Raw genomic sequence first — 23,038 nt, 5'->3', positions numbered from 1 at the left:
GAGGACATCATGCACATCGTCGTCACCGCCTTCACCAGCCTCGACGGCGTCGTCCAGGCGCCCGGCGGCCCCGACGAGGACCGCGACGGCGGTTTCGCGCACGGCGGGTGGTCGATGCGCTACTTCGACCCGGCGGTCATGGGCGCGGCGTGGAACGACGTGCTGACATCGGCGGACGCGATGCTCTTCGGACGGCGTACCTGGGAGGTCTCGGGGCCGGCGTGGTCGAGCCAGGCGGGCGACCCCTTCGCCGACCGGATGAACGCCATCCCGAAGTACGTCGCCAGCCGGTCGTTGACCGACGCGGGCGCCTGGGCGAACTCGACCGTCGTCGCCGACCTCCACCACCTGCCGGAGGGCGAGGGTCGGCTCCTCGTCATGGGCAGCTCGTCGGTGGTCCGGGACCTCGTCGACGCCGACCTCGTCGACGAGTACCGCCTCATGATCGAGCCGGTCCTCCTCGGCGGCGGGAAGTCGATCTTCCCGACGCACGGGAACAGCCGGGGGCTCGAGCTGGTCGAGGCGACGACCGCCGCGACCGGCGTGCTCGTCTGCACCTACCGCAGGGCCTGAAGGGCCGCGGCGTGCACGGCGTGGTCGTTGAAGGCGAGCAGCCGCGGGGACGAGCCGGACGTGTCGATCCGGCACACCGCCGCGTCCTCGAGCCACATGCGCCACGCCACCTCGTCGCCGACCCCGAGCGCCCACGCGATCGCCGCCTTGATGGGGGAGACGTGGCTGACGACCACCACGTCGGCCACCGCCGCGTCGGCGACGAGGTCGGCGCAGGCCGCGCGCACCCGCGCGCCCACGGCGGCCAACGACTCGCCGCCGGCCGGCACGTGGTGGGGGTCGTCGCGCCACGCCTGCCACCCCGCGGCGTCGAGCGCGGCGGCCGGGCACCCGTCGAGGGCCCCGTAGTCCAGCTCGATCCACCGGTCGTCGATCTCGACCGGCACCCGGAACGGCGCCGCGGTCTGCCGGGCCCGCGTGAGCGGGCTGCAGACGAGGCGGGCGGGTCGGGGCAGGCCCCGCGCGAGCACGGCGGCCTGCTCGATCCCCGGGGCGCACAACGGCGGGTCGGCCCGGCCCAGCATCAGCCCGTGACGGTTCGCCTGCGTCTGGCCGTGGCGCACGAGGATGAGCATCGCGTCACGCTACTGACGCAGGACCTGTCCGGGAGACGCATCGAGCCGAGTTCGGCGCAGCGGCGGTGTCGCCCTCGACCGGACGGGGGAGTGCGACTCGACCGAGCAGGAGCCCGAGGCCCGGTGCACAGGAGACGAGGGCGAGGACGCCGTACGTCACCGCCGCCGCGAGGCCCGTGGCCGCCCCCAGCCCGGCCGCACCGAACGCCGCGGCCATCACGGCCTCGCGCGGCCCCCAGCCGCCCACGTTCACCGGCAGGCCCATGGCGAGCAGGGCCAGCGCGAGCAGCGGCAGCAGCTCCCCGACCGGTGCGACGGGGCCGGCCGCCACGGCCAGCAGCGCCAGGTGGCCCGCGGTCGCGACCACGGAGCAGCCGACGACCCCGGGACCGGTCCGACGGGTGAGCAGGCCCGCCCGCAGATCCGCGCCCACCGTCGACAGTGCCCCGCCGCCCCGGGCGCGGACCAGCGGCACGGCCGCGAGGGCCACCGCCGCCACGACGGCGAGCACCCACAGCACCGTCACGGGGTCGATGAGGTCCCGCACGGGTCCGGGCAGGACGACGAGCAGCACCGCGCACGCCGCGACGACCACCACCTGCCCCGCGACCCGTTCGAGCACCACCGCCCGCACGCCACGGGCGACGTCGGCGTTGCGGCGGCCGTGGTCGACGGCGCGGTGCACGTCCCCGAGCACGCCGGCCGGGAGGACCGAGTTGAGGAACTGCGCGCGGTAGCAGTCGGCGAGCGCCCGGCCGAACCCCAGACGCAGCCCCACGCCCCGTGCGACGAGGCACCACCGGGCGGCGGCCGCGGCCGTCGTCACCGACCCGATCCCGAGGGCCGCCGCCACGGCGCCGACGGAGACCGCCCGGAGCCCGTCGAGGACCGCGCCCGCGCCCAGATGTGCGACGACCGCGGCCACCAGCAGCACCCCGACGCCCAGCTTCACCGCTCTCACCGTGGGAGCCCCAGCACGTCGACGTGGCCCACCTCGACGGCGAACGGCGCGGTCAGCCGCCGCGCGAGGTAACCGTCCACGTCCAGCGTCGGGTCCTGCACGGCCGCGGCGTCGCACCAGCCCCGCAACCACTCCTCGGCGAGCGGCCGACTCCCCGCGCTCCCGCCGGCCAACCGCCACGGCGTCGTCTCCCGCCGCACCTCCATCCCGGCGCGTCCCAGCGCCGCGGCCACCCGGTCCGGCGCGTCCGGGCCCGCCAGGCCGTCCCTGCGCTGGTGGGCGTCGAACGCGGCCGCGAGCCGCGCGTCGTCGCGGTCCGCCGGGTCGAACCGCACCCGCCCCGTGACCGACAGGGCGAACAGCACCGCCGCCCCGGCCGCGGCGCACGCGTCCACGAGCGCCCCGATCTCCACGGCGCTCAGCAGGTCGAGCAGCGCCGAACAGACGACCACGTCGGTGCCGGTCAGGTCGATGTCCGCCACGGTCCCGACGACGGGGGTGGCCGGGACGGGCAGCGACGCGGCGGCCCGGCGGGCGAGGCCGGCGTCGCGGTCGTGCACGAACCACTGCTGCCGCGCCCGCAGGCGTGGCGCGAGCCAGCGGCCCATCGACCCGGTCCCGCACCCGAGGTCGCGCACCACCACCGTGCCGTGCGTCCCCAGCCGCTCGTCGAGGGCGGCGGCGAGCGTCCCGGAGCGGGCGGCGTGGTCGGCGGGCTCGCGGAGGGCGAGCCAGTCCGGGGTGCAGACGGGGGACCCGGGCGCGCTCAGCCGGGCCCGGGTCCGGACTCGGACCCGAGCGCGAGGCGCAGCCGGTGCACGGTCGTGGTCCACCCGGACAGCGTGCCCCGGCGACCCGACGCTGAGAGCCTCCACCCGCTCCGCCGCACCGGGTCCACCAGCCAGTCCCGGAGTGCTCCGGCGAGGGCACCAACGTTCTCAGCGGACACCCAGGCCGTCGGTCCGGCCTCCCGGATCCCGCCCACGTCGGCGGCCAGGACGGGGACGCCCCGGGCGAGCGCCTCGGTCACCACCATCCCGAACGTCTCGGTCCGCGACGGCACCACGAGCAGGTCCGTCGCCGCCCACACCGTCTCGAGGGCGGGCCCGGTCCGCGGCCCCGGCACGGTCACCCGGTCCGCCAGCCCGAGCGCCGCGATCCGCGCCCGCAGCCGCACCACGAACCCGGGGTCCCGCCCGACGGGCCCGACCAGAGCGGCCGTCCAGTGGAGGTCGCGCACCGCGGCGAGGGCGTCGACGAGGAGGTCCTGCCCCTTCGTCGGGGTCAGCGTGCCGAGGCACAGCAGCCGCGGCCGGGCGCCCGTCACCGCCGACCCCGGGGCGGTCGGGGCGGGGTCGGTGCCCGGCGGCGCCACCACCACCCGCGCCGGATCGACCCCGAAGGCCGGGACGAGCCGGCGCGCGGTCCACCGACTCGTCGTCGCGACCGCCGCGGCGTGCCGCAGGGTCGCGGTCTCGAGCGCCCGCAGCTCCCGGGCCCGGCCGGGAGCGAGCCCGCGTTCGTCGGCGAGCGGGAGGTGGACCAGCGGTACCAGCCGCAGCCGGGCGGCGTGCGGGGCGAGCACCTCCGGGGCGCGGCCGCCGACGAGCCCGTCCACCAGCACCGACCCGCCGTCGGGAACCCCGCGGAGCGCCGCCGCCAGCGCGGCACCGTCACCCACCGGCACGCGCAGCTCGCGCCAGCCCGAGAGCGCCAGGACCCGGCGGTCGTAGACGTTGCCGCCGCTGGGCACGGCGTCGATGTCGTCCGGGACGACGACGTGAGGAGCCACGACACTCACAGCGGACGCTCGTAGCCCGCCCGCGCGACGTGCGACTCGTGCAGCTCGACCGCGACCGTCGCGATCGCGCGGGCGCCCTCGCCCAGCGCACCGGTGTGGATCGCGGCCACGAGGCGGTCGGCGATCACGCGCGCGAGGAACTCCGTCGTCGTGTTCTCGCCGGCGAAGGCCTCGATCTCGTCGAGGTTGCGGTAGCGCAGGTCCGCCAGCGCGGCCCCGAGGGCGGCGGTGGCGAGGCCGATGTCGACGACGACGTTGTCGGCGTCGAGCCCGGGGCGGCGGAAGGTGGCGTCGACGACGAACGTGGCGCCGTGCAGCGCCTGCGCCGGGCCGAACACCTCGCCGCGGAAGCTGTGGGCGACCATCACGTGGTCGCGGACCGACACCGAGTACACCGGTCAGCCTCCGTAGTCGACCCGTACCGCGAGGCCCGGTGCCCCGGCGGCGAGCCGCGCCATGGTCTCCGGCAACGCCTCGAAGGGCACGGTGTCGGTGACGAGGGCATCGAAGCGGTCGTCGGCGAGCAGGTCGAGCGCGAGCGCCATCCGGTCGGCGTGGGAACGCCGGGCGCGGCGGGCGCCCGCGACCGTCCCCACCTGGCTGGAGCGCACCGCGAGCCGACCCGCGTGGAACCCCTCGCCGAGCGGCACCGACACCTCCCGGTCGCCGTACCAGGACATCTCGATCACCTCGCCCTCCGTGCCGAGCAGTTCCAGCGACCGGGCGAGACCGGCGGCCGTCGCGCTGGTGTGGAACACGAGGTCGCAGTCGCCGAGCGCCGCCCCGGGAGGAGCGAACCCGACGCCGAGCGTCGTCGCGACCGCCGCGCGGGCCGGATCGACGTCGACGAGCTGCACCCGCACGCCCGCGATCGTCGCGAGCAGCGCCGCGACCGAGCACCCCACCATCCCCGCGCCGACGACCGCGATCCGGTCACCGACCCGCGGCCCCGCGTCCCACAACGCGTTGACGGCGGTCTCGACGGTCCCCGCCAGCACCGCCCGCCCCGCCGGGACCGTGTCCGGCACGACCGACACCGCCGACGCCGGGACCACGAACCGCGTCTGGTGCGGGTGCAGGCAGAACACGTCGCGGCCGAGCAGCGCCGCCGGACCCGACTCCACCACCCCCACCGCCAGGTAGCCGGACGTCACCGGCCCCGGGACGTCGCCCACCTGGAACGGCGCGCGCATCCGCTCCGCCTGGCCGGGCGGCACCCCGCCGCGGTACACGAGCAGCTCGGTGCCCCGGCTGATCGCCGACCAGCGCGTCCGGACCAGCACGTCGTCGGGCCCGGGGTCGGGCAGGGCGAGGTCGACCACGGCGCTCTCGCCGGGACGGAGCACCTGGAACCGACGGGCGGAGTACACGGAGTTCCTCCTGCACGACGGGGTGCCGGTCACGGGGAAAATCGTGTCCCATGGCAGGTCCGGACGCGACCCCCGCGACGCCGCGGCGGGTGCGGCACCACCCCCTCGCCGTCCAGCTCACGACGGCGGGTGCCGCGGGTCTCGCGCTGCTCGCGGTCCTCGGCACGACGACGGGTCTCGGCGGCGTCGGGCTCGGCGGCGGGCTCCTCGTGCTCGCCCTCGGCGGGGCCCTGCTGGCGCGCTCCGGAGTGTCGTCGCTCGGCCCGGCGGGCGGCGTGACGCTGCTGCGCCTCGTCCTCGTCGCCGGCGTCGCGGCCCTGGTGGCGCAGCACCTCGCGGGCCGTCCGGTCCCGACCGCCGTCCTCGTCGGGCTCGCCGTCGCCGCCCTCGTGCTCGACGCGGTGGACGGATGGGTCGCCCGGCGCACCGGGACCAGCACCGACGTCGGCGCCCGCTTCGACATGGAGACCGACGCGTTCCTGCTGCTCCTGCTCGCGGTGCACGTCGCGGCCGACCTCGGCCCGTGGGTGCTGCTCGTCGGCGGGATGCGCTACCTCTTCGTCGCCGCAGGCTGGGTGTGGCCGTGGCTCGAGGGAGAGCTCCCGCCGCGGTACGCCGCGAAGGTCGTGGCGGCCCTGCAGGGGATCGCGCTCGTCGTCGCGAGCACCCGCCTGCTGCCCGGGTGGGCGGACGTCGCGCTGGTCGGGGCGGCGCTGCTCGCCCTGGTGTGGTCGTTCGGCGTGTCGGTCGAGCACCTGGCGCGGCAGCCCCGGACCCCGACGCCCGGGCCGACCACCCCCGCCGTCGGGCTGTCGTGGTGGCGCGGGCTCGCGACGGGGCTGGCCGTCCTCGCGCTCGTCGCCGCGCTGGTGGCGCCACGGGACCCGTCGGCGCTGGCCTGGGGCTCCTACCTGCGGGTGCCGCTGGAGGGCGTCGTCGGGCTCGCGCTGCTGGTGCTCCTCCCCGACCGCGCCCGCCGTCCCCTGGCCGTGGTGGCCGGGGTCGTGATCGGGCTCGGTGCCGTCCTCACCGCGTTCGACGTCGGGTTCGTCTCGGTCCTCGCGCGACCGTTCGACCCGATCCTCGACAGCCCGCTGATCGCCGACGGGGCCGGGTTCGTGGGCTCGACGTACGGGCCGGTGGCCGAGGTCGCGGCCGTGGTCGTGGCCGTCCTGCTCGCGGTGGTACTCGTCGGCGGCCTCGGGCTCGCGGCCCGCCGCGTCGCGGGCGCGGCCGACCGGCACCGCCGGGCGACGTTGCGGGTGCTGGGCGCGCTCGGGGGCGTCTGGCTGGTCGCCGCGGTCGCCGGCCTCACCGTTGCACCGGGCGTGCCCGTGGCCGCGGCGACCACCGCGGCCGCGACCGTGGACCGGGCGGCCCGCATCCGCACCGCGCTCGCCGACGCGGAACGGTTCCGCGCCGAGTCCGGGTCCGACGCCTGGGCCGCCACGCCCGGCCCCGACCTGCTCGGCGCGCTGCGGGGGAAGGACGTCGTCGTCGCCGTGGTCGAGAGCTACGGGCGCTCGGCCCTCGCCGATCCCGGTCTCGCCACGACCGTCACCCCGGCGCTCGACGCCGGCCAGGCCCGCCTCACCGGCGCGGGCTACGGCGCCCGCAGCGGCTTCCTGACGTCGAGCGTGGTCGGCTCGGGCAGCTGGCTCGCACACGCGACCCTGCTCTCCGGCCTCCGGGTCGACAACCAGCAGCGCTACCTCACGCTGACCTCGTCCGACCGGTTGACGCTCTCCGCCGCGTTCGCCCGGGCCGGGTGGGAGACGGTCGCGGTCCAGCCCGGGACCACCCGCGCCTGGCCCGAGGGACGGTTCTACGGCTACCGGCGGGCGTACTCGGTGCACGACCTCGGCTACCGCGGCCCGTCGTTCGGCTGGGCGTCGATGCCCGACCAGGTCGTCCTGGACCGGCTCTCGCGTCTCGAGCTGGACCGCCCGGACCGGGGGCCGGTGATGGCCGAGGTCGACCTGGTGTCGAGCCACGCCCCGTGGACCCCGCTGCCGCGCATGGTCGCCTGGGACGCGCTCGGGGACGGCTCGGGGTTCGCCGACCAGGCCGCGCCCGGCGCCGTCGGCCGCACCGACGCGCAGGTGCGCGCGGACTACGCGCGGTCGATCGCCTACACGACGGACGCGCTCACCTCGTGGGTGCAGCGCTCGGCGGATCCGAACCTCGTCCTCGTGGTGGTGGGGGACCACCAGCCGGCGCTCACGGTCACCGGGCCGGGCGCGGGACGCGACGTGCCGGTGTCGGTGGTCAGCCGGGATCCCGCCGTGCTCGACCGGATCGGGTCCTGGGGATTCACCCCCGGCCTGCGCCCGGCGCCCGACGCACCGACGTGGCCGATGGAGGCGTTCCGGGACCGGTTCCTCGCGGCGTACTCGGGGCCGCCGGGACAGTGACCGCCGTCACAGTGGACCTGGTTAACGCCGCGGTGCCGCGGAGCGACTCCTCCATCGAGCCCGGCGCCGTCAGACCCCCGACCTGACGGCCCGGGCTCGCTCATTCTCCGGGGCCCGCCATCCCGGGCGCGGACGCGCGACGGGCACCCGCCCGGCCGTCCCCCGACGGCGGCCGGAGCAGATGCCCGTCGCTGGATCAGCGTAACCCGTCCGTGGAACCGACCGAGCGGTCTGTCCCTCGCCGGAGGCGTGCCGGACGGCTACGAGGGTCGGAACAGATCGGCCTCCCGGGCCCGGCGACGTCGACCGTGACGGTCCCACCCCGCCAGCGGACGCGGCCCCAGCTGACCGCGCAGGCGCTCCACCTCGTCGGGCGTCGCGACCTCGACGACGCGGGCCCCGGCGCTCCGCGCGTCGGGCAGACCCTCGCGGACGCGGCGGAGGACCGCCTCCCACTCCTCGCCGGGCACCTGCGTGCTCACGGCCCGGATCACGGGCCCGGTGGACGCGGCGACGAAGGCCTCCAGCCCGTCGGCGAGCCGGCGCCAGAGGGCGGCCAGCCGTCCGAGGCGCCGGTGGTCGTCGGCGGTGGAGAGTGCGGCGGATCGGTGCGCGCGGTCGGCGTTCACGCCGCGGGTGCTCCGCCGGGCCTCCGCCACCGCGGCGCGCAACGACTCGCTCCCGGCCCGCCACGTGGGGTAGGGCAACGCCGCGGGCGCGTGGCGTTCGAGCAGGGGCCACAGGAGGGCCTCCTCGAAGCCGAGCTGGCCGATGAGGTCCTCGCACAGCTCCTCGACGAGCTCGGCGAACTCCGTCCACCGGCGCCGGTCGAGGTGGCGCGTACCCGCGAGCAGGCTCTCGACGAGGTCCGCGACCCGGTCGACGTCGCGTCGCAGCACCCGCCGACCCAGCTCGAACAGGAGCAGGTCGTCCGGCGTGCGGGGCAGCGAGGGATCCGGCTCCACACCCGCGATGATCGACGACGGCCCGGGGCGCGACCACCCGCGATCTCGACGCCGTGGCCGGCGCACGGGAGGCTGTGCCGCGTGCACGTCCTCGTCGCGCCGGACAAGTTCAAGGGCTCGTTGCCCGCCGTGGGCGTCGCCGAGGCGATCGCCCGGGCGGTGACGGGCCACGGGCACACCGTCGAGCTGTGCCCCATCGCCGACGGCGGGGACGGCACGGTCGACGCCGCCGTCGCGGCCGGGTTCGCACGCTGCGCCCTGACGGCCGCGGGCCCCACCGGCGAGCCGGTCGCGACCTCCTTCGCGCGCTCCGGGGACACCGCGGTCGTCGAGCTCGCCGACGTGTGCGGGCTCGTCCGCCTCCCCGACGGCGTCCTCGAGCCGTACACGTCGTCCACCCGCGGGCTCGGCGAGGTCGTCCGCGCGGCCCTCGACGCCGGGGTCTCCCGGATCGTCCTGGGACTCGGCGGCAGCGCCTCCACCGACGGCGGCGCAGGCCTCGCCCAGGCGTTGGGCGCGGTCCTGCGCGACGCCGACGGGCGGGAGCTCCCGGCCGGGGTCGGGGGCGGGGGACTGCCCGCCGTCATGACCGCGCAGCCGCCGCCCGCGCCCGGCGCGACGATCGAGGTGGCCTGCGACGTCGACAACCCGCTCCTCGGCCCGCACGGCGCCGCGGCCGTCTACGGCCCGCAGAAGGGCGCCGGCCCCGACGACGTCGACGCGCTGGACGCCGCGCTCGCGCACTGGGCCGACGTCGTCGGCCGGGAGTTCGCCGAGGTGCCGGGAGCGGGCGCGGCCGGGGGAGCGGGGTTCGGGTTGATGACGCTGCTCGGGGCACGCCTGCGGCCCGGGTTCGACCTCGTCGCCGACCTGCTCGGGTTCGACGAGCGGCTGGCCCGCGCCGACCTCGTCGTCACCGGGGAGGGGCGGCTGGACGCCCAGACGCTGCGGGGCAAGGGACCCGCCGGGGTCGCCGCCCGGGCCCGCGAGGCCGGCGTCCCGGTCCTCGCCGTCGCGGGCCGCGTCGACCTCGAGCCCGCCGCGCTCGCCGGGGCGGGCATCGTCGGGAGCGCGGCACTGGCGGACCTGGAGCCCGACCTCGAGCGGTCGCAGGCGAACGCGGCCGAGCTGATCACGCGGAGCGTGGATCAGCTGCTGCGCGCCACCCGGTAGATCGCCCCGGCGCCGTCGTCGGAGACGTAGAGCGCGCCGTCGGGGCCCGGCACCGCCGCGACCGGGCGCCCCCAGCGCGACCCGTCGGGGGCCTGGAAGCCGCCGACGAGGGTGCGCTGGTCGCTCATCCGGCCGCCCGACCACGGGAAGAACGACACCTCGGGCGCGCGCGGCGCCGTCCGGTTCCACGACCCGTGCACGCCGGCGACGGCGCCCTCGCCGAGCCCCGGGAGGTCGGCGAACGCGAGCCCGAGCGGGGCGGAGTGGGCGCCGAACGTCTGCTCGATCGGCGGCAGCGTGGCGCAGTCGAGCTTCGAGCCGTCCGCGTTGGTCTCGACGTCGCGGGTGAACGGCAGGTCGGCGGTGCGCAGCGGCGGGTCCGCCTGTCCGGGGCGCACGTCGGGCTCGGGGTTGCAGTACGGCCAGCCGAGGTCGCGCCCCGGCGTCAGCGCGGCCAGCTCCTCCGGCGGGTGGTCGTCGACGTACTCGGGCAGCACCTGGCCGAACTGCGCACCTGGCCACGGATAGGCGATGTTGTCGCGGTTGTTCACCGCGGTCCAGAGCCGGCCGTCGGGCGCGAAGGCCAGTCCGGTGCCGTTGCGCACTCCGCGGGCGAAGACCTCCGGGGTGTCCGATCCCGCCGGCACGCGCAGGATCGCCGCGCGCTGCGGGGTGGCGTCCCGGTCCTGCGGGGAGACGTTCGCGGTGGACCCGACGGAGACGTAGAGCGCCCTGTCCGGCCCCACGACCACGGTCTTCAGCGCGTGCGCGTAGGCGCCGCGCAGGTCGGGGCTCTTCGCGTCGGGCAGGTTCGACACCACGACGCGCTTCCCGGTCGCCGCGCCGTTCGCGTACGTGTAGGCGGAGACCTGGTCGCTCTCGGCGACGTAGAGCGTGCTGCCGTCGAAGGCCATGCCGTGCGGCTGCGTCAGGCCGGCGAGGAGCGTCGACCGCTGCGGCGGCGCCCCGTTCGTCCCGGGGACGAGGCGGGTCACCTCCCCGTCGCCGGGCAGCGACACCAGCAGCGACCCGTCGGGCGCCCACGTCTCCAGGCGTGCCTTCGGCACCCGCACCCACACCGTGACCGTCCAGCCGGGCGGGGTCAGCACCGTCCGGGCGCTGTCGAAGGGCGCGTCGCCCATCCCGGACGGGACCGTGACGCCGGTCGGCACCAGCCCGTCGGGCGTGGCCGCGACCGGCGCGGTCGCGGCCACCGGCGACGGCGCGCCCGCGGTGGTCGACCCGCCGCCGGCGGAGCAGGCGGACACGAGCAGGAGCAGGGCGGCGGCACCGGCCAGACCGAGTCGACGGGCGCGCACGTGACGGGGAGGGATCATCGCGCCCGCCAGCCTGACCCGTGCCCGCCCCGATCACCACTCGGGGGTGGGCGCGTGGCCTCAGCCGCCCGGGTGGAACTCCACCCAGAGGGCGCCGGGCTCCTCCACGGCGCTCGTCCGGACCGTGTAGCCGTGCCGCCCGGCCACCGCCGCCGCGGCGTCCCGGTTGGCCGCGCGGATGGTGCAGCCGACCGGGCGCTCGTGGCCGACGCGGGCCCCGAGCCAGCGGTCCAGTCGGGTGACCTCGTCCTCGACGGTCCGGGTCTCGATCTGGGTGGTCATGCGGGCTCCCGTCCGGGGTCGTGCGTCTCGTGGCGAGCTGAGTGTTGACCCTCATCGGCACGCGTGTCTACAGTCCTCGGCAGTTGATATATCAGTCGGCGATGTGGAGCGGCGATGAGCACGACGACGGTGGGGACCGGGCCCCGCACGGTCCTCGACGGGTCCCTCGCGGAGGTCGACCCCGAGGTGCACGCCGCGGTCGTCGGCGAACTCACCCGCCAGCACCGCACCCTCGAGATGATCGCCAGCGAGAACTTCGCGCCGGTCGCCGTGATGGCGGCGCAGGGTTCGGTGCTCACCAACAAGTACGCCGAGGGCTACCCGGGTCGGCGCTACTACGGCGGGTGCGAGCACGTCGACGTCGTCGAGACCCTCGCGATCGAGCGGCTGTGCGACCTGTTCGGTGCCGAGTACGCCAACGTCCAGCCGCACTCGGGCGCGCAGGCGAACGCCGCCGTCATGGCGGCGCTGCTCACCCCGGGTGACACGATCCTCGGCCTCGACCTCGCCCACGGCGGTCACCTGACCCACGGCATGCGGCTGAACTTCTCGGGCCGGCTCTACGAGGTGGCCGCCTACCACGTCCGTGCCGACGACCACCGCGTCGACATGGCCGAGGTCGCCCGCCTCGCCCGGGAGCACCGCCCGAGGCTGATCATCGCCGGCTGGTCGGCCTACCCGCGGCAGCAGGACTTCGCCGCGTTCCGCCGGATCGCCGACGAGGTCGGCGCCTACCTCATGGTCGACATGGCGCACTTCGCGGGCCTCGTCGCCGCTGGCCTCCACCCCTCCCCGGTGCCGCACGCGCACGTCGTCACCTCGACGACCCACAAGACGCTCGGCGGCCCGCGCGGCGGCGTCATCCTCGCCGCGGACCGCACCCTGGCCAAGCCGCTGAACTCGGCCGTCTTCCCCGGGCAGCAGGGCGGCCCGCTGGAGCACGTGATCGCGGCGAAGGCGGTGGCCTTCAAGCTCGCGGGCACCCCGGAGTTCCGCGAGCGCTGCGAGCGGACGCTCGCCGGGGCCCGCGTCCTCGCCGAGCGACTGCTCGACGCCGGCATCGGGGTGGTCTCCGGCGGCACCGACGTGCACCTGGTGCTCGTCGACCTCCGCGACCACCCGCTCGACGGGAAGCAGGCCGAGGACCGGCTGCACCGGGTCGGCATCACGGTCAACCGCAACGCCGTCCCGTTCGACCCGCGCCCGCCGATGGTCAGCTCCGGGGTCCGGATCGGCACCGCCGCGCTCGCCACCCGCGGCTTCACCGTCGAGGACTTCCGCGAGGTCGCCGACGTCGTCGCCCGGGCGCTGCAGCCCGACGTCACCGCGATCGAGCTCGACGCCCTGGCCTACCGCGTCGCCGCGCTGGCCGACCGCCACCCGCTGTACCCGGAGCTGCACCCATGAGCACCCCCGAGCACCCGGACTTCCTCTGGCGCACGCCCGAGCCGAAGAAGTCCTACGACGTCGTCATCGTGGGCGGCGGCGGGCACGGTCTCGCGACCGCCCACTACCTCGCGCAGAACCACGGCATCACGAACGTCGCCGTGCTGGAGCGGGGCTGGCTGGCCGGCGGCAACATGGCCCGCAACACCACGCTGATCCGCTCGAACTACCTGTGGGACGAGTCGGCGGCCATCTACGAGCACTCGCTGAAGCTCTGGGAGGGGCTCGAGGACGACCTCGGCTACCCGATCCTGTTCAGCCAGCGCGGCGTGCTGAACCTCGCCCACACCGAGCAGGACGTCCGCGACTCGGTCCGCCGGGTCGAGGCCAACCGGCTCAACGGGATCGACGCCGAGTGGCTCGGCCCCGACGAGGTGGCCAAGGTCTGCCCGATCGTCAACGTCTCCGACGACATCCGCTACCCGGTGCAGGGCGCCACCTACCAGCCGCGGGCCGGGATCGCGAAGCACGACTACGTCGCCTGGGGCTTCGCCCGCCGGGCCGACGAGGCCGGCATCGACATCATCCAGGACTGCGAGGTCACCGACTTCGTGGTCGACGGCGACCGCGTGACCGGGGTGCGCACCTCCCGCGGCGACATCGCCTGCGGCACCGTCGCGCTGTGCGCCGCCGGCCACACCTCGGTGCTGCTCGACCGGCTGGGCGTGCGGACCCCGCTGCAGTCCCACCCGCTGCAGGCGCTGGTGTCCGAGCTGCTCGAGCCCGTCCACCCGACGATCGTCATGTCGAACGCGGTGCACGTCTACGTCTCGCAGGCCCACAAGGGCGAGCTCGTGATGGGCGCCGGCGTCGACGGCTACAACGGCTACGGCCAGCGCGGCGCCTTCAACGTCATCGAGCGCCAGATGGCCGCGGCGGTCGAGCTGTTCCCGGTCTTCGCGCGCGCCCACCTGCTGCGCAGCTGGGCGGGCATCGTCGACGTCACCCCCGACGCCAGCCCGATCGTCGGCCACACCCCCTACGAGAACGTGCTGGTCAACGCCGGATGGGGGACCGGCGGCTTCAAGGCGACCCCCGGGATCGGCTGGGCCTTCGCCGACACCGTCGCCCACGGCCGGCCGCACCCGCTCGTCGCCCCCTTCGCCCTCGACCGGTTCGTCACCGGCGCGCTCGTCGACGAGCACGGTGCCGCCGGCGTCGCCCACTGATCCGCCCCGCACCCACCCCTCGCACCGACCCCGGAGACCGCCGTGCAACTGATCACCTGCCCCTGGTGCGGGCCGCGCGAGGAGACCGAGTTCCGCTACGGCGGCCAGGCCGACCTCGCCTACCCGGCCGACCCGTCCGCCCTCGACGACGAGCAGTGGGCCCGCTTCCTCTTCTTCCGCGACAACCCGAAGGGCGCCTTCGCGGAGCGCTGGTGCCACGACGCCGGGTGCCGCCGCTGGCTGCGCGCCGTCCGCGACACCCGCACCTACGTCTTCGCCGAGACCCGTCCGTACGGGAGGTCGACGGTATGACCCGCGTCGAGGGGTACGGCCGCATCGACCGCACCCGGACCGTCTCCTTCACCTTCGACGGCGTCCCCTACACCGGCCACCCGGGGGACACCGTCGCCTCGGCGCTGCTCGCGCACGGGGTGACCACCCTCGGCACGAGCGTCCGGCTCGGCCGGCCCCGCGGCGTCGTCGGCTCCTGGACCGAGGACCCCGGCGGCCTGGTGCAGGTCGAGGAGCCCTTCCCCGAGCCGATGCTGCTCGCGACGACGCTCGAGGTCACCGACGGCCTCGTCGCCCGCGGTGTCGCCGGCCGCGGCCGCCTCGCGCAGGTGGCCGACACCGCCCGCTACGACCACCGGCACGTCCACTGCGACGTCCTCGTCGTCGGCGCGGGCCCGGCCGGACTGGTCGCCGCCCGCGCCGCGGCGCGCGCCGGGCAGGACGTGGTGCTCGTCGACGACCGCCCGACCCCCGGCGGCACCCTCACCGGCACCGAGACCGTCGACGGCCGCCCGGCGACGGAGTTCGTCGACGCCGTCGTCGCGGAACTGGCCGCGGCCCCGCACGTCACCCACCTGCAGGCCACGACCGCCTTCGGCCACTACGACGACGGGTTCGTGCTCGCCCTCGAGCGGCACGGGGAGACCACGGGGCGCAGCGCCCGCCAGCGGGTCCACCGCATCCGGGCCGGCCGGGTGGTCGTCGCCGCCGGAGCGATCGAACGGCCGATCGTGCTCGAGGACAACGACCGCCCCGGCGTGATGCTGGCGTCCGCGGCCCGCGACCTGCTGCACCGGCACGGCGTGCTCGTCGGGCGCGAGGTCGTCGTGTTCACCGTCGACGACGCCGCCTACGCCGCGGCGCTCGACCTGCACGGGGCCGGGGCCGCCGTGCGCGTGGTCGACGGGCGCGCGCAGGCCCCGGCGGGCTGGGCCGCACGGTGCGCCGCGGCCGGCGTGCCCGTCGAGGCCGGCACCGACGTCCGGGGGACGCTGGGGACCGACCGGGTCCGCGCGGTGCTGGTGGGGGAGACCCGCCGCGAGGTGCCGTGCGACCTGCTCCTGGTCAGCGGCGGCTGGAACCCCACCGCCCACCTGTTCAGCCACGTCGGCGGGCCGCTCGCGTTCGACGACGAGCTCGTCGGCTTCCGGCCCGCGGCCGCGCTGCCGGGCACCACCGTCGTCGGGGCGGCCAACGGCACCTTCGCGCTCGCCGACGTGCTGCGCGAGGCGGGCGGCGCCGACGCACCGTCCGCCGAGCCCGAGGTGATCACCCCGCGCAGAACGCTCTGGCGCACCCCGGGCGACCCCGCCCGGCAGTTCGTCGACATCGCCCGGGACGCGACCGTGGCCGACGTGGCCCGCGCGGTCGGCGCCGGCATGACCTCCGTGGAGCACGTCAAGCGCTACACAACGATCGGCACCGCGCACGACCAGGGGAAGACGTCCGGCGTCGTCGCCTCCGGCATCACCGCCGAGCTGCTCGGCCGGCCGGTGGGCGCCCTCGGGACCACGACGTTCCGCCCGCCCTACACCCCCGTGCCGTTCGCGGCGCTGGCCGGCCGCGACCGGGGCGACCTCTACGACCCCGTGCGCACCACTCCGGTGCACCACCACCACGTCGCGGCGGGCGCCGTGTTCGAGGACGTCGGGATGTGGAAGCGCGCCCGCTACTACCCGCACCCCGGCGAGGACATGGCCACCGCGGTCCTCCGCGAGTGCGCCGCCGTGCGCCGCTCGGTCGGCGTCATGGACGGCTCCACGCTCGGCAAGATCGACGTGCGCGGGCCCGACGCCGCGGTGCTGCTCGACCACCTCTACACGAACCTCATGAGCACACTGAAGGTCGGGCGCGTCCGCTACGGCGTCATGTGCGGCGACGACGGCATGGTGCTCGACGACGGGACGGTGCTCCGGCTCGCCGAGGACCGGTTCCTGGTCACGACGACGACCGGCAACGCCGCCCACGTCCTGGACCGGATGGAGGACTGGCTCCAGACCGAGTGGCCCCACCTGCGGGTCCGGCTCACGTCGGTCACCGAGCAGTGGTCGATCCTGGCGGTCGCCGGGCCGCGGTCCCGGGACGTCGTCGGGCGGGTGTTCGCCGACGTCGACGTCTCGAACGACGCCTTCGGCTTCATGACCTGGCAGGACACGGCGCTCGACGGCGTCCCCGTCCGCCTGGCCCGCATCTCCTTCTCCGGCGAGCTCGCGTTCGAGGTCAGCGTCGCCTCCTGGTACGCCGCCGACCTGTGGGTCCGGCTCCTCGAGGCCGGCGCCGAGCACGGCATCACGCCCTACGGCACGGAGACGATGCACGTGCTCCGCGCCGAGAAGGGCTACCCGATCATCGGGCAGGACACCGACGGCACCGTGACCCCGCAGGACCTCGGGATGTCCTGGGTGGTCTCGAGGAAGAAGCCCGACTTCGTCGGGAAGCGCTCCTTCGCGCGGCCCCTGAACAGCGATCCCGGACGCAAGCACCTGGTCTCCCTGCTGCCCACCGACGCGGCGACGACGCTGCCCGAGGGCTCGCAGGTGGTGGCCTTCACCGACAGGGATCCAGAGCAGCACGCCGACAGGGGGGTCCTGCCCCCGCCGCCGGTCCCGATGCTGGGCCATGTCACGTCCAGCTACCGCAGCGCCGAGCTCGGACGCCCGTTCGCGCTCGCCCTCGTCCGGGGCGGCCGCGACCGCCTCGGCGAGGTCGTCGGCGTCCCCGTCGGCGACCAGCTGGTCGCCGCCCGGATCGGCGGGACCGTCCTGGTCGACCCCGAAGGAGCCCGTCGTGACGGCTGAACCCACGCTCACCGCCCGCCACCCGCTGGAGAGCCGCCGGGCGGCGCTCGAGGCCCTCCCCGGCGAGCCGACGATCACGCTCGACCCGCTCGTGAGCGCCGTCGACCTGCGGGTCGACCCCGAGCCGGCGACCCTCGCGGCCCTGGGCGCGGCGCTCGGCGGGACGCTCCCGCACACCGCCGACGCCTGGACCGCGATCGCCGACGGGCAGGCGCTGCGGCTCGGCCCCGACGAGTGGCTGCTCACCAGTGCCGCCGCGACCCCGCACGCGTGGGAGGACCGGGTGGACGCCCTCGCGGCCCCCCACGGCGGCATGGCCGTCGACGTCTCCGCGCAGCGCGTCGGGCTGCGGCTGCGCGGCCCGGGCGTCCGCGACCTGCTGGCGTTCACCTGCTCGATCGACCTGCGCCCGGCCGCCTTCGGGCGGGGCCGGTGCGCCCAGACGCTGCTCGGCCAGGCCGCCGTCCTGCTCGTCGCCCACGGCGACGACGACCTCGCCGTGCTCGTCCGCACCTCCTTCGCCGGCTACGTCGTCGACCGCCTCGTCGACCACGCCGGCGCCCGGACCTCCCGGCTCGCGCCGGTCTGACCACCCCACCCGCACGGACCCGTGGAGACGCCATGAGCACCACCCCCCGCGTCGTCGTCATCGGAGCCGGGATCGTCGGCGCCAACCTCGCCGACGAGCTCACCGCACGCGGCTGGACCGACGTGACCGTCCTCGACCAGGGCCCGCTGCCCCTGGCCGGGGGGTCGACCTCCCACGCCCCCGGCCTCGTCTTCGCCACGAACGCCTCGAGGACGATGACCGAGTTCGCCACCTACACCAAGCAGAAGTTCTCGGCGCTCGGCAGTGCTCCGGGGCAGGGGGACGGCGCCTGGTGCTTCAACCCGGTCGGCGGCCTCGAGATCGCGACGACCCCGGAGCGGCTGGCGGACCTGCACCGCAAGCAGGGCTGGGCCACGTCGTGGGGGGTCGGTGCCGAGGTCGTCGACCCGGCGCGCTGCCTCGAGCTGCACCCCCTGCTCGACCCGGACACGGTGCTCGGCGGCCTGCACACCCCGACCGACGGCCTGGCCAAGGCGTCGCGGGCGGTGACCGCGCTCATGCGGCGGGCGCAGGCGCGCGGGGCGGTGTTCCGCGGCTCGACCCGGGTCACCGGGATCTCGCAGCACGCGGGACGGGTCACCGGCGTCCGGACCGACGCCGGCGAGGTGCCGGCCGACGTCGTCGTCTCCTGCGGCGGGTTCTGGGGCCGGGCCCTCGGTGAGCTCGTCGGCATGCGGGTGCCGCTGCTGCCGCTCGCCCACCAGTACGTGTTCACGGGGCAGGTGCCCGCGCTGGTCGGGCGCAACGACGCCGCGATCGAGGCGCGGCTGCCGATCCTGCGCCACCAGGACCAGGACCTCTACTACCGCGAGCACGACGACCGGCTGGGCATCGGCTCGTACGCCCACCGGCCCATGCCGGTCTCCCTCGACGAGCTGCCCGACGTCGACGACGTCACCGAGTCCCGCCAGCCGTCGATGCTGCCCTTCACCGAGGAGGACTTCGCGCCGCAGTGGGAGCACAGCCGGACGCTGCTGCCCTCGCTGCGCGAGTCGAAGGTCGACCACGGCTTCAACGGCATCTTCTCCTTCACCCCCGACGGCGGACCGCTGATCGGGGAGTCGCCCGACGTCGCCGGCTTCTGGATCGCCGAGGCGGTGTGGGTCACCCACTCCGCGGGCGTCGCGCGCAGTGTGGCCCAGCTGCTCGTCGACGGGCGCAGCGAGACCGACCTGCACGGCTGCTCGGTGCACCGGTTCGAGGAGTTCGAGACGACCGACGAGTTCGTCTCCGAGACCGCGCAGCAGAACTTCGTCGAGATCTACGACATCGTGCACCCGCTCCAGCCGCGGCTCTCGCCGCGCGACGTGCGGGTCAGCCCGTTCCACGCCCGGCAGAAGGAGCTGGGCGCGGTGTTCCTGCAGTCCCACGGCTGGGAGCGCCCCCACTGGTACGAGGCCAACGCCGGCCTCGTCGCGGAGCTCCCGGCCGAGTGGGCGCCCCCGCAGCGCGACCCCTGGGCCGCGCGTTTCCACTCGCCGATCGCGGCGGCGGAGGCGTGGCGGACGCGCACCGCGGTGGCGATGTACGACATGACGCCGCTGACCCGGATCGAGGTCAGCGGCCCGGGTGCCGTCACGATGCTCGACGGCATCACCACCGGGAAGATGGACAAGTCGGTCGGGTCCGTGACCTACACCCTCGCCCTCGACGAGGCCGGCGGGATCCGCAGCGACCTGACCGTCGCGCGGCTCGGCGACGAGGAGTTCCAGGTCGGCGCCAACGGCCCGCTCGACGTCGACCACCTGCGACGCGTCGCGGCCGGCCATCCGGGCGTCCGGGTCCGCGACGTCACCGGCGGGACGTGCTGCATCGGCGTCTGGGGTCCGCTCGCCCGCGACCTCGTGCAGCCCCTCACCCCGGCGGATCTCTCCCACGAGGGCCTGAAGTACTTCCGCGCCACCCGGGCGGTGATCGCGGGGGTGCCGGTCGTCGCGATGCGGTTGTCCTACGTCGGCGAGCTCGGTTGGGAGATCTACACCGGCGCGGAGTACGGGCAGCGGCTCTGGGACGCGCTGTGGCGCGCCGGGCAGCCGCTGGGGGTCGTCGCCGCCGGGCGGGCCGCGTTCAACAGCCTGCGCCTGGAGAAGGGCTACCGCGCCTGGGGCACCGACATGACCACCGAGCACGACCCGTACGAGGCCGGCGTCGGCTTCGCGGTCCGTCCGTCCACCAAGGGCGACTTCGTCGGGCGGGACGCCCTGGCCGGGCGCAGCGCCGACACGGTGACCCGGCGGCTGACCTGCCTCACCGTCGACGACGGGCGCAGTGTCGTGCTCGGGCACGAGCCGGTGCTGGTCGACGGGCGTCCCGCCGGGTACGTGACGTCCGCCGCGTTCGGGCACACGGTGGGGCGGCCGATCGCCTACGCCTGGCTGCCGACGGGCCTCGCGCCCGGCGACCCGGTCGACATCCAGTACTTCGGGTCGCCCGTCCGGGCCACGGTCGCGGCGGAACCGCTGGTCGACCCGGAGATGACCCGCATCCGGCGTTGAGCCGGGCTCCCGTCCCAGGAGGCCGATCCGTGCGTACCGAGACCCTCGAGGGATACCTGGCGCACCTGGCGTCGCGCACCCCCGCGCCCGGCGGGGGCGCCGGCGCCGCGCTCCACGCCGCCCAGGGCGCGGCGCTGGTCGCGGCGGTGGCGCGCCACGGCGACGGCGGGCGGTCCGCCGCCCACGCCGACGTCATCGGGAAGGCGCGGGCGCGGGCCGACGAGCTCCGGGAGCTCGCCCTCGACCTCGCGGGGCAGGACGCCTACGTGTCCGCGGCGGTCCTCGACGCCCGGCGGCCCGCGCCGGACGACGAGCAGGCGGAGGCCCGACGGACGGAGGCGCTCGCGGGGGCCGGCCGCACCGCGGTCCGGGTGCTCGAGGTGACCGAGCAGGCCCTCACGCTCGCCGAGACGCTGCGGCCGCTGGGGGACCGCGCGGTCCTCCCCGACGTCGCGGCCGCCGCCGAGACGCTGCGCGCGGCCGCGGGGACGGCCCGTGTGAACGTCGAGGTGGCCCTCGCCGGCCTCGTCGAGCCCGTGGTCCGGGAGGAACTGCTCCAGGCCGTCGACCACGTCGACGACCTCGTCCTGCGGGCCGCCAAGGTGACGGCCGCGGTGCGCGAGCAGCTGCTCAGATGACCGCGCGGACCGCCTTCTCGAAGCCCTGGACGTGCTGGCGGGCCCGGCGGGCCGCGCCGTCGGCGTCCCCGTCGGCGATCGTGCGCAGGAGGCCCGCGTGCTCCTCGACGTGGGAGACGAAGTCCGGCATGCGGTCGAGGAACAGGCAGAAGATGCGGGTGGCGAGGTTGTCGTAGCGCACGAGGGTGTCCTCGAGGTGCGGGTTGCCGGCCGCCCGGTAGATCGAGCGGTGCACGCGGAGGTCCCAGCGCATCAGCTCGTCCCGCGTCAGCGACGGCACGTCGAGCCCCTCGGTGGCATCGGCGAGCTCGCGCAGCTCGGCCCGGGTCTCCGCCCCGGTCCCGTCCGCGGCGCGGCGGGCCGCCAGCGGCTCGAGCTGGACGCGGATCTCGGAGATGTAGGCCAGGTCGGTGATGTCGACGGCGGTGGCGAAGGTGCCGCGCCGGGCGTAGGAGACGACGAGGCGGTCGACCTCGAGGCGCTTCAGCGCCTCCCGCACCGGGGTGCGCCCGACGCCGAGCTCGGCGACCAGGCCGACCTCGTCGATCGGAGACATCGGCGGGATGTCCAACATGATCAGTTTGTCCTGGACGGCCGCGTAGGCCCGCTCGGACAGCGACAGCGGGCCACGGGCGCTCGGCGCCTCCGGGAGAACGGTCACCCGCTGATCGTACCGGGGTTGCGCGCAGTCTTCACAATCACGCCGACGACTCATATATTAGTGACGTACGAAGCGCCCGGCCGGTCAGGAGATCCCCGATGAGCCTCTCGGTGTTCGACCTCTTCAAGGTCGGGATCGGTCCGTCCTCCTCGCACACGGTGGGTCCCATGCGGGCCGCGTTCCGGTTCGCCACGCGGCTGCGGGAGTCCGGGCTGCTGGAGCGGGTCGACGGACTGCGCTGCGAGCTGTTCGGCTCGCTGGGCGCCACCGGGCACGGGCACGGCAGCGTGCCCGCCGTCGTGCTCGGCCTGCTGGGGGAGCAGCCCCACCTGGTGGACCCGGCGACCACCGGTCCGGCCGTCGCGGCGGTGCGGGCCGAGCGGTCGCTCCTGCTGGCCGGCAAGCACCCCGTCGCCTTCGACGTCGACACCGACGTCGTGCTCCACCGCACGGCGACCCTGCCGTTCCACAGCAACGGGATGGTGTTCACCGCCTGCGACGCGCACGAGGCCGTCGTCGAGCGCCGCGAGTACTACTCGGTCGGCGGCGGGTTCGTCCTCGACGAGGACGAGACCGGCCGACCCGTGCTGCCCGGGGCGGACGTCCCCGTCGCCCACCCGTTCGCCTCCGGCGACGAACTCGTCGCCCGCGCACGGGCGACCGGCCTGCGCGTCAGCGACGTGGTCCTCACGAACGAGGCGGCGTGGCGGAGCGAGACCGAGACCCGCGCCGGCCTGCTCCACCGCTGGGCGGTGATGCGCGAGTGCGTCGAGCGGGGGACGTCCGCGGAGGGGGTGCTGCCCGGGGGCCTGCGGGTCCGGCGTCGCGCCGCGGCCATGCGCCGTCGCCTCGAGGCGGACGCCGCGGCCGGGCTCGACACCCAGCCCGGCGACCACGTCGCGCTGTGGGCGCTCGCGGTCAACGAGGAGAACGCCGCCGGGGGCCGCGTCGTCACCGCCCCGACCAACGGGGCCGCCGGGATCGTCCCCGCGGTGCTGCACCACGCCGCGCAGGTGCTGCCCGCCTTCTCCGACGACCACGTCGTCCGGTTCCTGCTCACGGCCGGGGCCGTCGGGATGCTGTTCAAGCGCAACGCCTCGATCTCCGGGGCGGAGGTCGGGTGCCAGGGGGAGGTCGGGTCCGCCTGCTCGATGGCGGCCGCCGGGCTCGCCGAGCTCCTCGGGGGCACACCCGAGCAGGTGGAGAACGCCGCCGAGATCGGGATCGAGCACAACCTCGGGCTCACCTGCGATCCGGTGGGCGGACTCGTGCAGGTCCCCTGCATCGAGCGCAACGCGGTCGCCTCGGCGAAGGCCATCACCGCGGCGCGGATGGCCGTGCGCGGCGACGGCGCGCACCACATCTCGCTCGACCAGGCCATCGCGACGATGCGCCGGACCGGGGCCGACATGTCGGTCAAGTACAAGGAGACGGCCCGCGGGGGTCTGGCTCTCACCGTCGTGGAGTGCTGAGGAGACG

At 75.9% G+C, this 23,038-nt stretch carries 21 protein-coding genes; 11 read left to right on the top strand and 10 right to left on the bottom strand.

What is annotated here, in order from left to right; translation table 11 throughout:
* The first annotated feature begins 9 nt into the window (after positions 1-9).
* On the top strand, positions 10-573 hold the full coding sequence (locus A3CO_RS0122290) for a dihydrofolate reductase family protein (protein ID WP_018334467.1): 564 nt from the start codon (positions 10-12) through the stop codon (positions 571-573).
* Here A3CO_RS0122290 and A3CO_RS33800 read toward each other — a convergent pair.
* From A3CO_RS33800 to A3CO_RS0122260, 6 genes are read right to left on the bottom strand one after another with little or no spacing between them, the layout of a single operon-like run.
* Entirely contained in the window at positions 558-1,148 is a 591-nt protein-coding gene (locus A3CO_RS33800; RefSeq protein WP_018334466.1) for a histidine phosphatase family protein, read from the bottom strand. The genes A3CO_RS0122290 and A3CO_RS33800 overlap by 16 nt on opposite strands.
* 4 nt (positions 1,149-1,152) lie before the next feature.
* Positions 1,153-2,100: a lysylphosphatidylglycerol synthase domain-containing protein gene (locus A3CO_RS0122280; protein ID WP_018334465.1), complete on the bottom strand. Its 948-nt coding sequence runs from the start codon at positions 2,098-2,100 to the stop codon at positions 1,153-1,155.
* Between the two features lie 5 nt (positions 2,101-2,105).
* Complete coding sequence (locus tag A3CO_RS0122275; RefSeq protein ID WP_018334464.1) at positions 2,106-2,942, bottom strand: class I SAM-dependent methyltransferase; 837 nt, start codon at positions 2,940-2,942, stop codon at positions 2,106-2,108.
* Positions 2,876-3,901 (bottom strand): glycosyltransferase family 4 protein, encoded by a 1,026-nt coding sequence (locus A3CO_RS0122270; RefSeq protein ID WP_033414842.1) that lies wholly within the window; start codon positions 3,899-3,901, stop codon positions 2,876-2,878. The genes A3CO_RS0122275 and A3CO_RS0122270 overlap by 67 nt, the downstream gene beginning before the upstream one ends.
* A gap of 5 nt (positions 3,902-3,906) precedes the next feature.
* The gene (locus tag A3CO_RS0122265) at positions 3,907-4,305 is read right to left on the bottom strand and encodes a 6-pyruvoyl trahydropterin synthase family protein (protein ID WP_018334462.1); all 399 of its coding nucleotides are present in this window, start codon (positions 4,303-4,305) and stop codon (positions 3,907-3,909) included.
* Between the two features lie 3 nt (positions 4,306-4,308).
* Positions 4,309-5,280, bottom strand: coding sequence for a zinc-dependent alcohol dehydrogenase (locus tag A3CO_RS0122260; protein ID WP_018334461.1), 972 nt, complete (start codon positions 5,278-5,280; stop codon positions 4,309-4,311).
* 50 nt (positions 5,281-5,330) lie between these two features.
* Here A3CO_RS0122260 and A3CO_RS0122255 point away from each other — a divergent pair, with 50 nt between their 5' ends.
* A complete protein-coding gene (locus A3CO_RS0122255) occupies positions 5,331-7,694 on the top strand; it encodes a CDP-alcohol phosphatidyltransferase family protein (RefSeq protein ID WP_018334460.1) in 2,364 nt (787 codons plus the stop codon).
* Between the two features lie 260 nt (positions 7,695-7,954).
* On the opposite strand, the gene A3CO_RS36205 is transcribed toward A3CO_RS0122255, so the two are convergent.
* On the bottom strand, positions 7,955-8,659 hold the full coding sequence (locus A3CO_RS36205; protein WP_018334459.1) for a hemerythrin domain-containing protein: 705 nt from the start codon (positions 8,657-8,659) through the stop codon (positions 7,955-7,957).
* 81 nt (positions 8,660-8,740) lie between these two features.
* Between A3CO_RS36205 and A3CO_RS0122240 the strand changes: the two genes are divergently transcribed.
* Positions 8,741-9,832 carry a glycerate kinase gene (locus A3CO_RS0122240; protein ID WP_018334458.1) on the top strand — a complete coding sequence of 364 codons (1,092 nt, stop codon included), beginning with the start codon at positions 8,741-8,743 and terminating at the stop codon, positions 9,830-9,832.
* Here the strand turns inward: A3CO_RS0122240 and A3CO_RS0122235 are convergent.
* Both A3CO_RS0122235 and A3CO_RS0122230 read right to left on the bottom strand, forming a co-directional pair.
* Entirely contained in the window at positions 9,808-11,169 is a 1,362-nt protein-coding gene (locus A3CO_RS0122235; RefSeq protein ID WP_033414840.1) for a PQQ-dependent sugar dehydrogenase, read from the bottom strand. The two genes, A3CO_RS0122240 and A3CO_RS0122235, sit on opposite strands and share 25 nt — an antisense overlap.
* Before the next feature lie 60 nt (positions 11,170-11,229).
* Complete coding sequence (locus A3CO_RS0122230; RefSeq protein ID WP_018334456.1) at positions 11,230-11,451, bottom strand: hypothetical protein; 222 nt, start codon at positions 11,449-11,451, stop codon at positions 11,230-11,232.
* A gap of 114 nt (positions 11,452-11,565) precedes the next feature.
* On the opposite strand from A3CO_RS0122230, the gene glyA reads away from it, so the two are divergent.
* The 7 genes from glyA to A3CO_RS0122195 are packed head-to-tail and all read left to right on the top strand — an operon-like array spanning position 11,566 to position 20,898.
* The gene (gene glyA, locus A3CO_RS0122225) at positions 11,566-12,858 is read left to right on the top strand and encodes a serine hydroxymethyltransferase (RefSeq protein ID WP_018334455.1); all 1,293 of its coding nucleotides are present in this window, start codon (positions 11,566-11,568) and stop codon (positions 12,856-12,858) included.
* Positions 12,855-14,066 carry a sarcosine oxidase subunit beta family protein gene (locus A3CO_RS0122220; RefSeq protein ID WP_018334454.1) on the top strand — a complete coding sequence of 404 codons (1,212 nt, stop codon included), beginning with the start codon at positions 12,855-12,857 and terminating at the stop codon, positions 14,064-14,066. Before glyA ends, A3CO_RS0122220 begins: the two co-directional genes overlap by 4 nt.
* A gap of 42 nt (positions 14,067-14,108) precedes the next feature.
* The gene (locus A3CO_RS0122215; RefSeq protein WP_018334453.1) at positions 14,109-14,378 is read left to right on the top strand and encodes a sarcosine oxidase subunit delta; all 270 of its coding nucleotides are present in this window, start codon (positions 14,109-14,111) and stop codon (positions 14,376-14,378) included.
* The gene (locus A3CO_RS0122210) at positions 14,375-17,155 is read left to right on the top strand and encodes a 2Fe-2S iron-sulfur cluster-binding protein (protein ID WP_018334452.1); all 2,781 of its coding nucleotides are present in this window, start codon (positions 14,375-14,377) and stop codon (positions 17,153-17,155) included. The genes A3CO_RS0122215 and A3CO_RS0122210 overlap by 4 nt, the downstream gene beginning before the upstream one ends.
* A complete protein-coding gene (locus A3CO_RS0122205) occupies positions 17,145-17,744 on the top strand; it encodes a sarcosine oxidase subunit gamma (protein ID WP_018334451.1) in 600 nt (199 codons plus the stop codon). Before A3CO_RS0122210 ends, A3CO_RS0122205 begins: the two co-directional genes overlap by 11 nt.
* 32 nt (positions 17,745-17,776) lie before the next feature.
* Positions 17,777-20,260: a GcvT family protein gene (locus A3CO_RS0122200; protein ID WP_018334450.1), complete on the top strand. Its 2,484-nt coding sequence runs from the start codon at positions 17,777-17,779 to the stop codon at positions 20,258-20,260.
* Between the two features lie 29 nt (positions 20,261-20,289).
* A complete protein-coding gene (locus A3CO_RS0122195) occupies positions 20,290-20,898 on the top strand; it encodes a cyclodeaminase/cyclohydrolase family protein (RefSeq protein WP_018334449.1) in 609 nt (202 codons plus the stop codon).
* On the opposite strand, the gene A3CO_RS0122190 is transcribed toward A3CO_RS0122195, so the two are convergent.
* The gene (locus A3CO_RS0122190) at positions 20,891-21,559 is read right to left on the bottom strand and encodes a GntR family transcriptional regulator (protein WP_018334448.1); all 669 of its coding nucleotides are present in this window, start codon (positions 21,557-21,559) and stop codon (positions 20,891-20,893) included. The genes A3CO_RS0122195 and A3CO_RS0122190 overlap by 8 nt on opposite strands.
* Positions 21,560-21,657: 98 nt before the next feature.
* Here A3CO_RS0122190 and A3CO_RS0122185 point away from each other — a divergent pair, with 98 nt between their 5' ends.
* Positions 21,658-23,031 (top strand): L-serine ammonia-lyase, encoded by a 1,374-nt coding sequence (locus tag A3CO_RS0122185; protein ID WP_018334447.1) that lies wholly within the window; start codon positions 21,658-21,660, stop codon positions 23,029-23,031.
* Positions 23,032-23,038: the final 7 nt, after the last annotated feature.

This window comes from Actinomycetospora chiangmaiensis DSM 45062 (assembly GCF_000379625.1).
Taxonomy (GTDB): Bacteria; Actinomycetota; Actinomycetes; order Mycobacteriales; family Pseudonocardiaceae; genus Actinomycetospora; species Actinomycetospora chiangmaiensis.
This window is presented reverse-complemented; position numbering and strand designations above follow the sequence as displayed.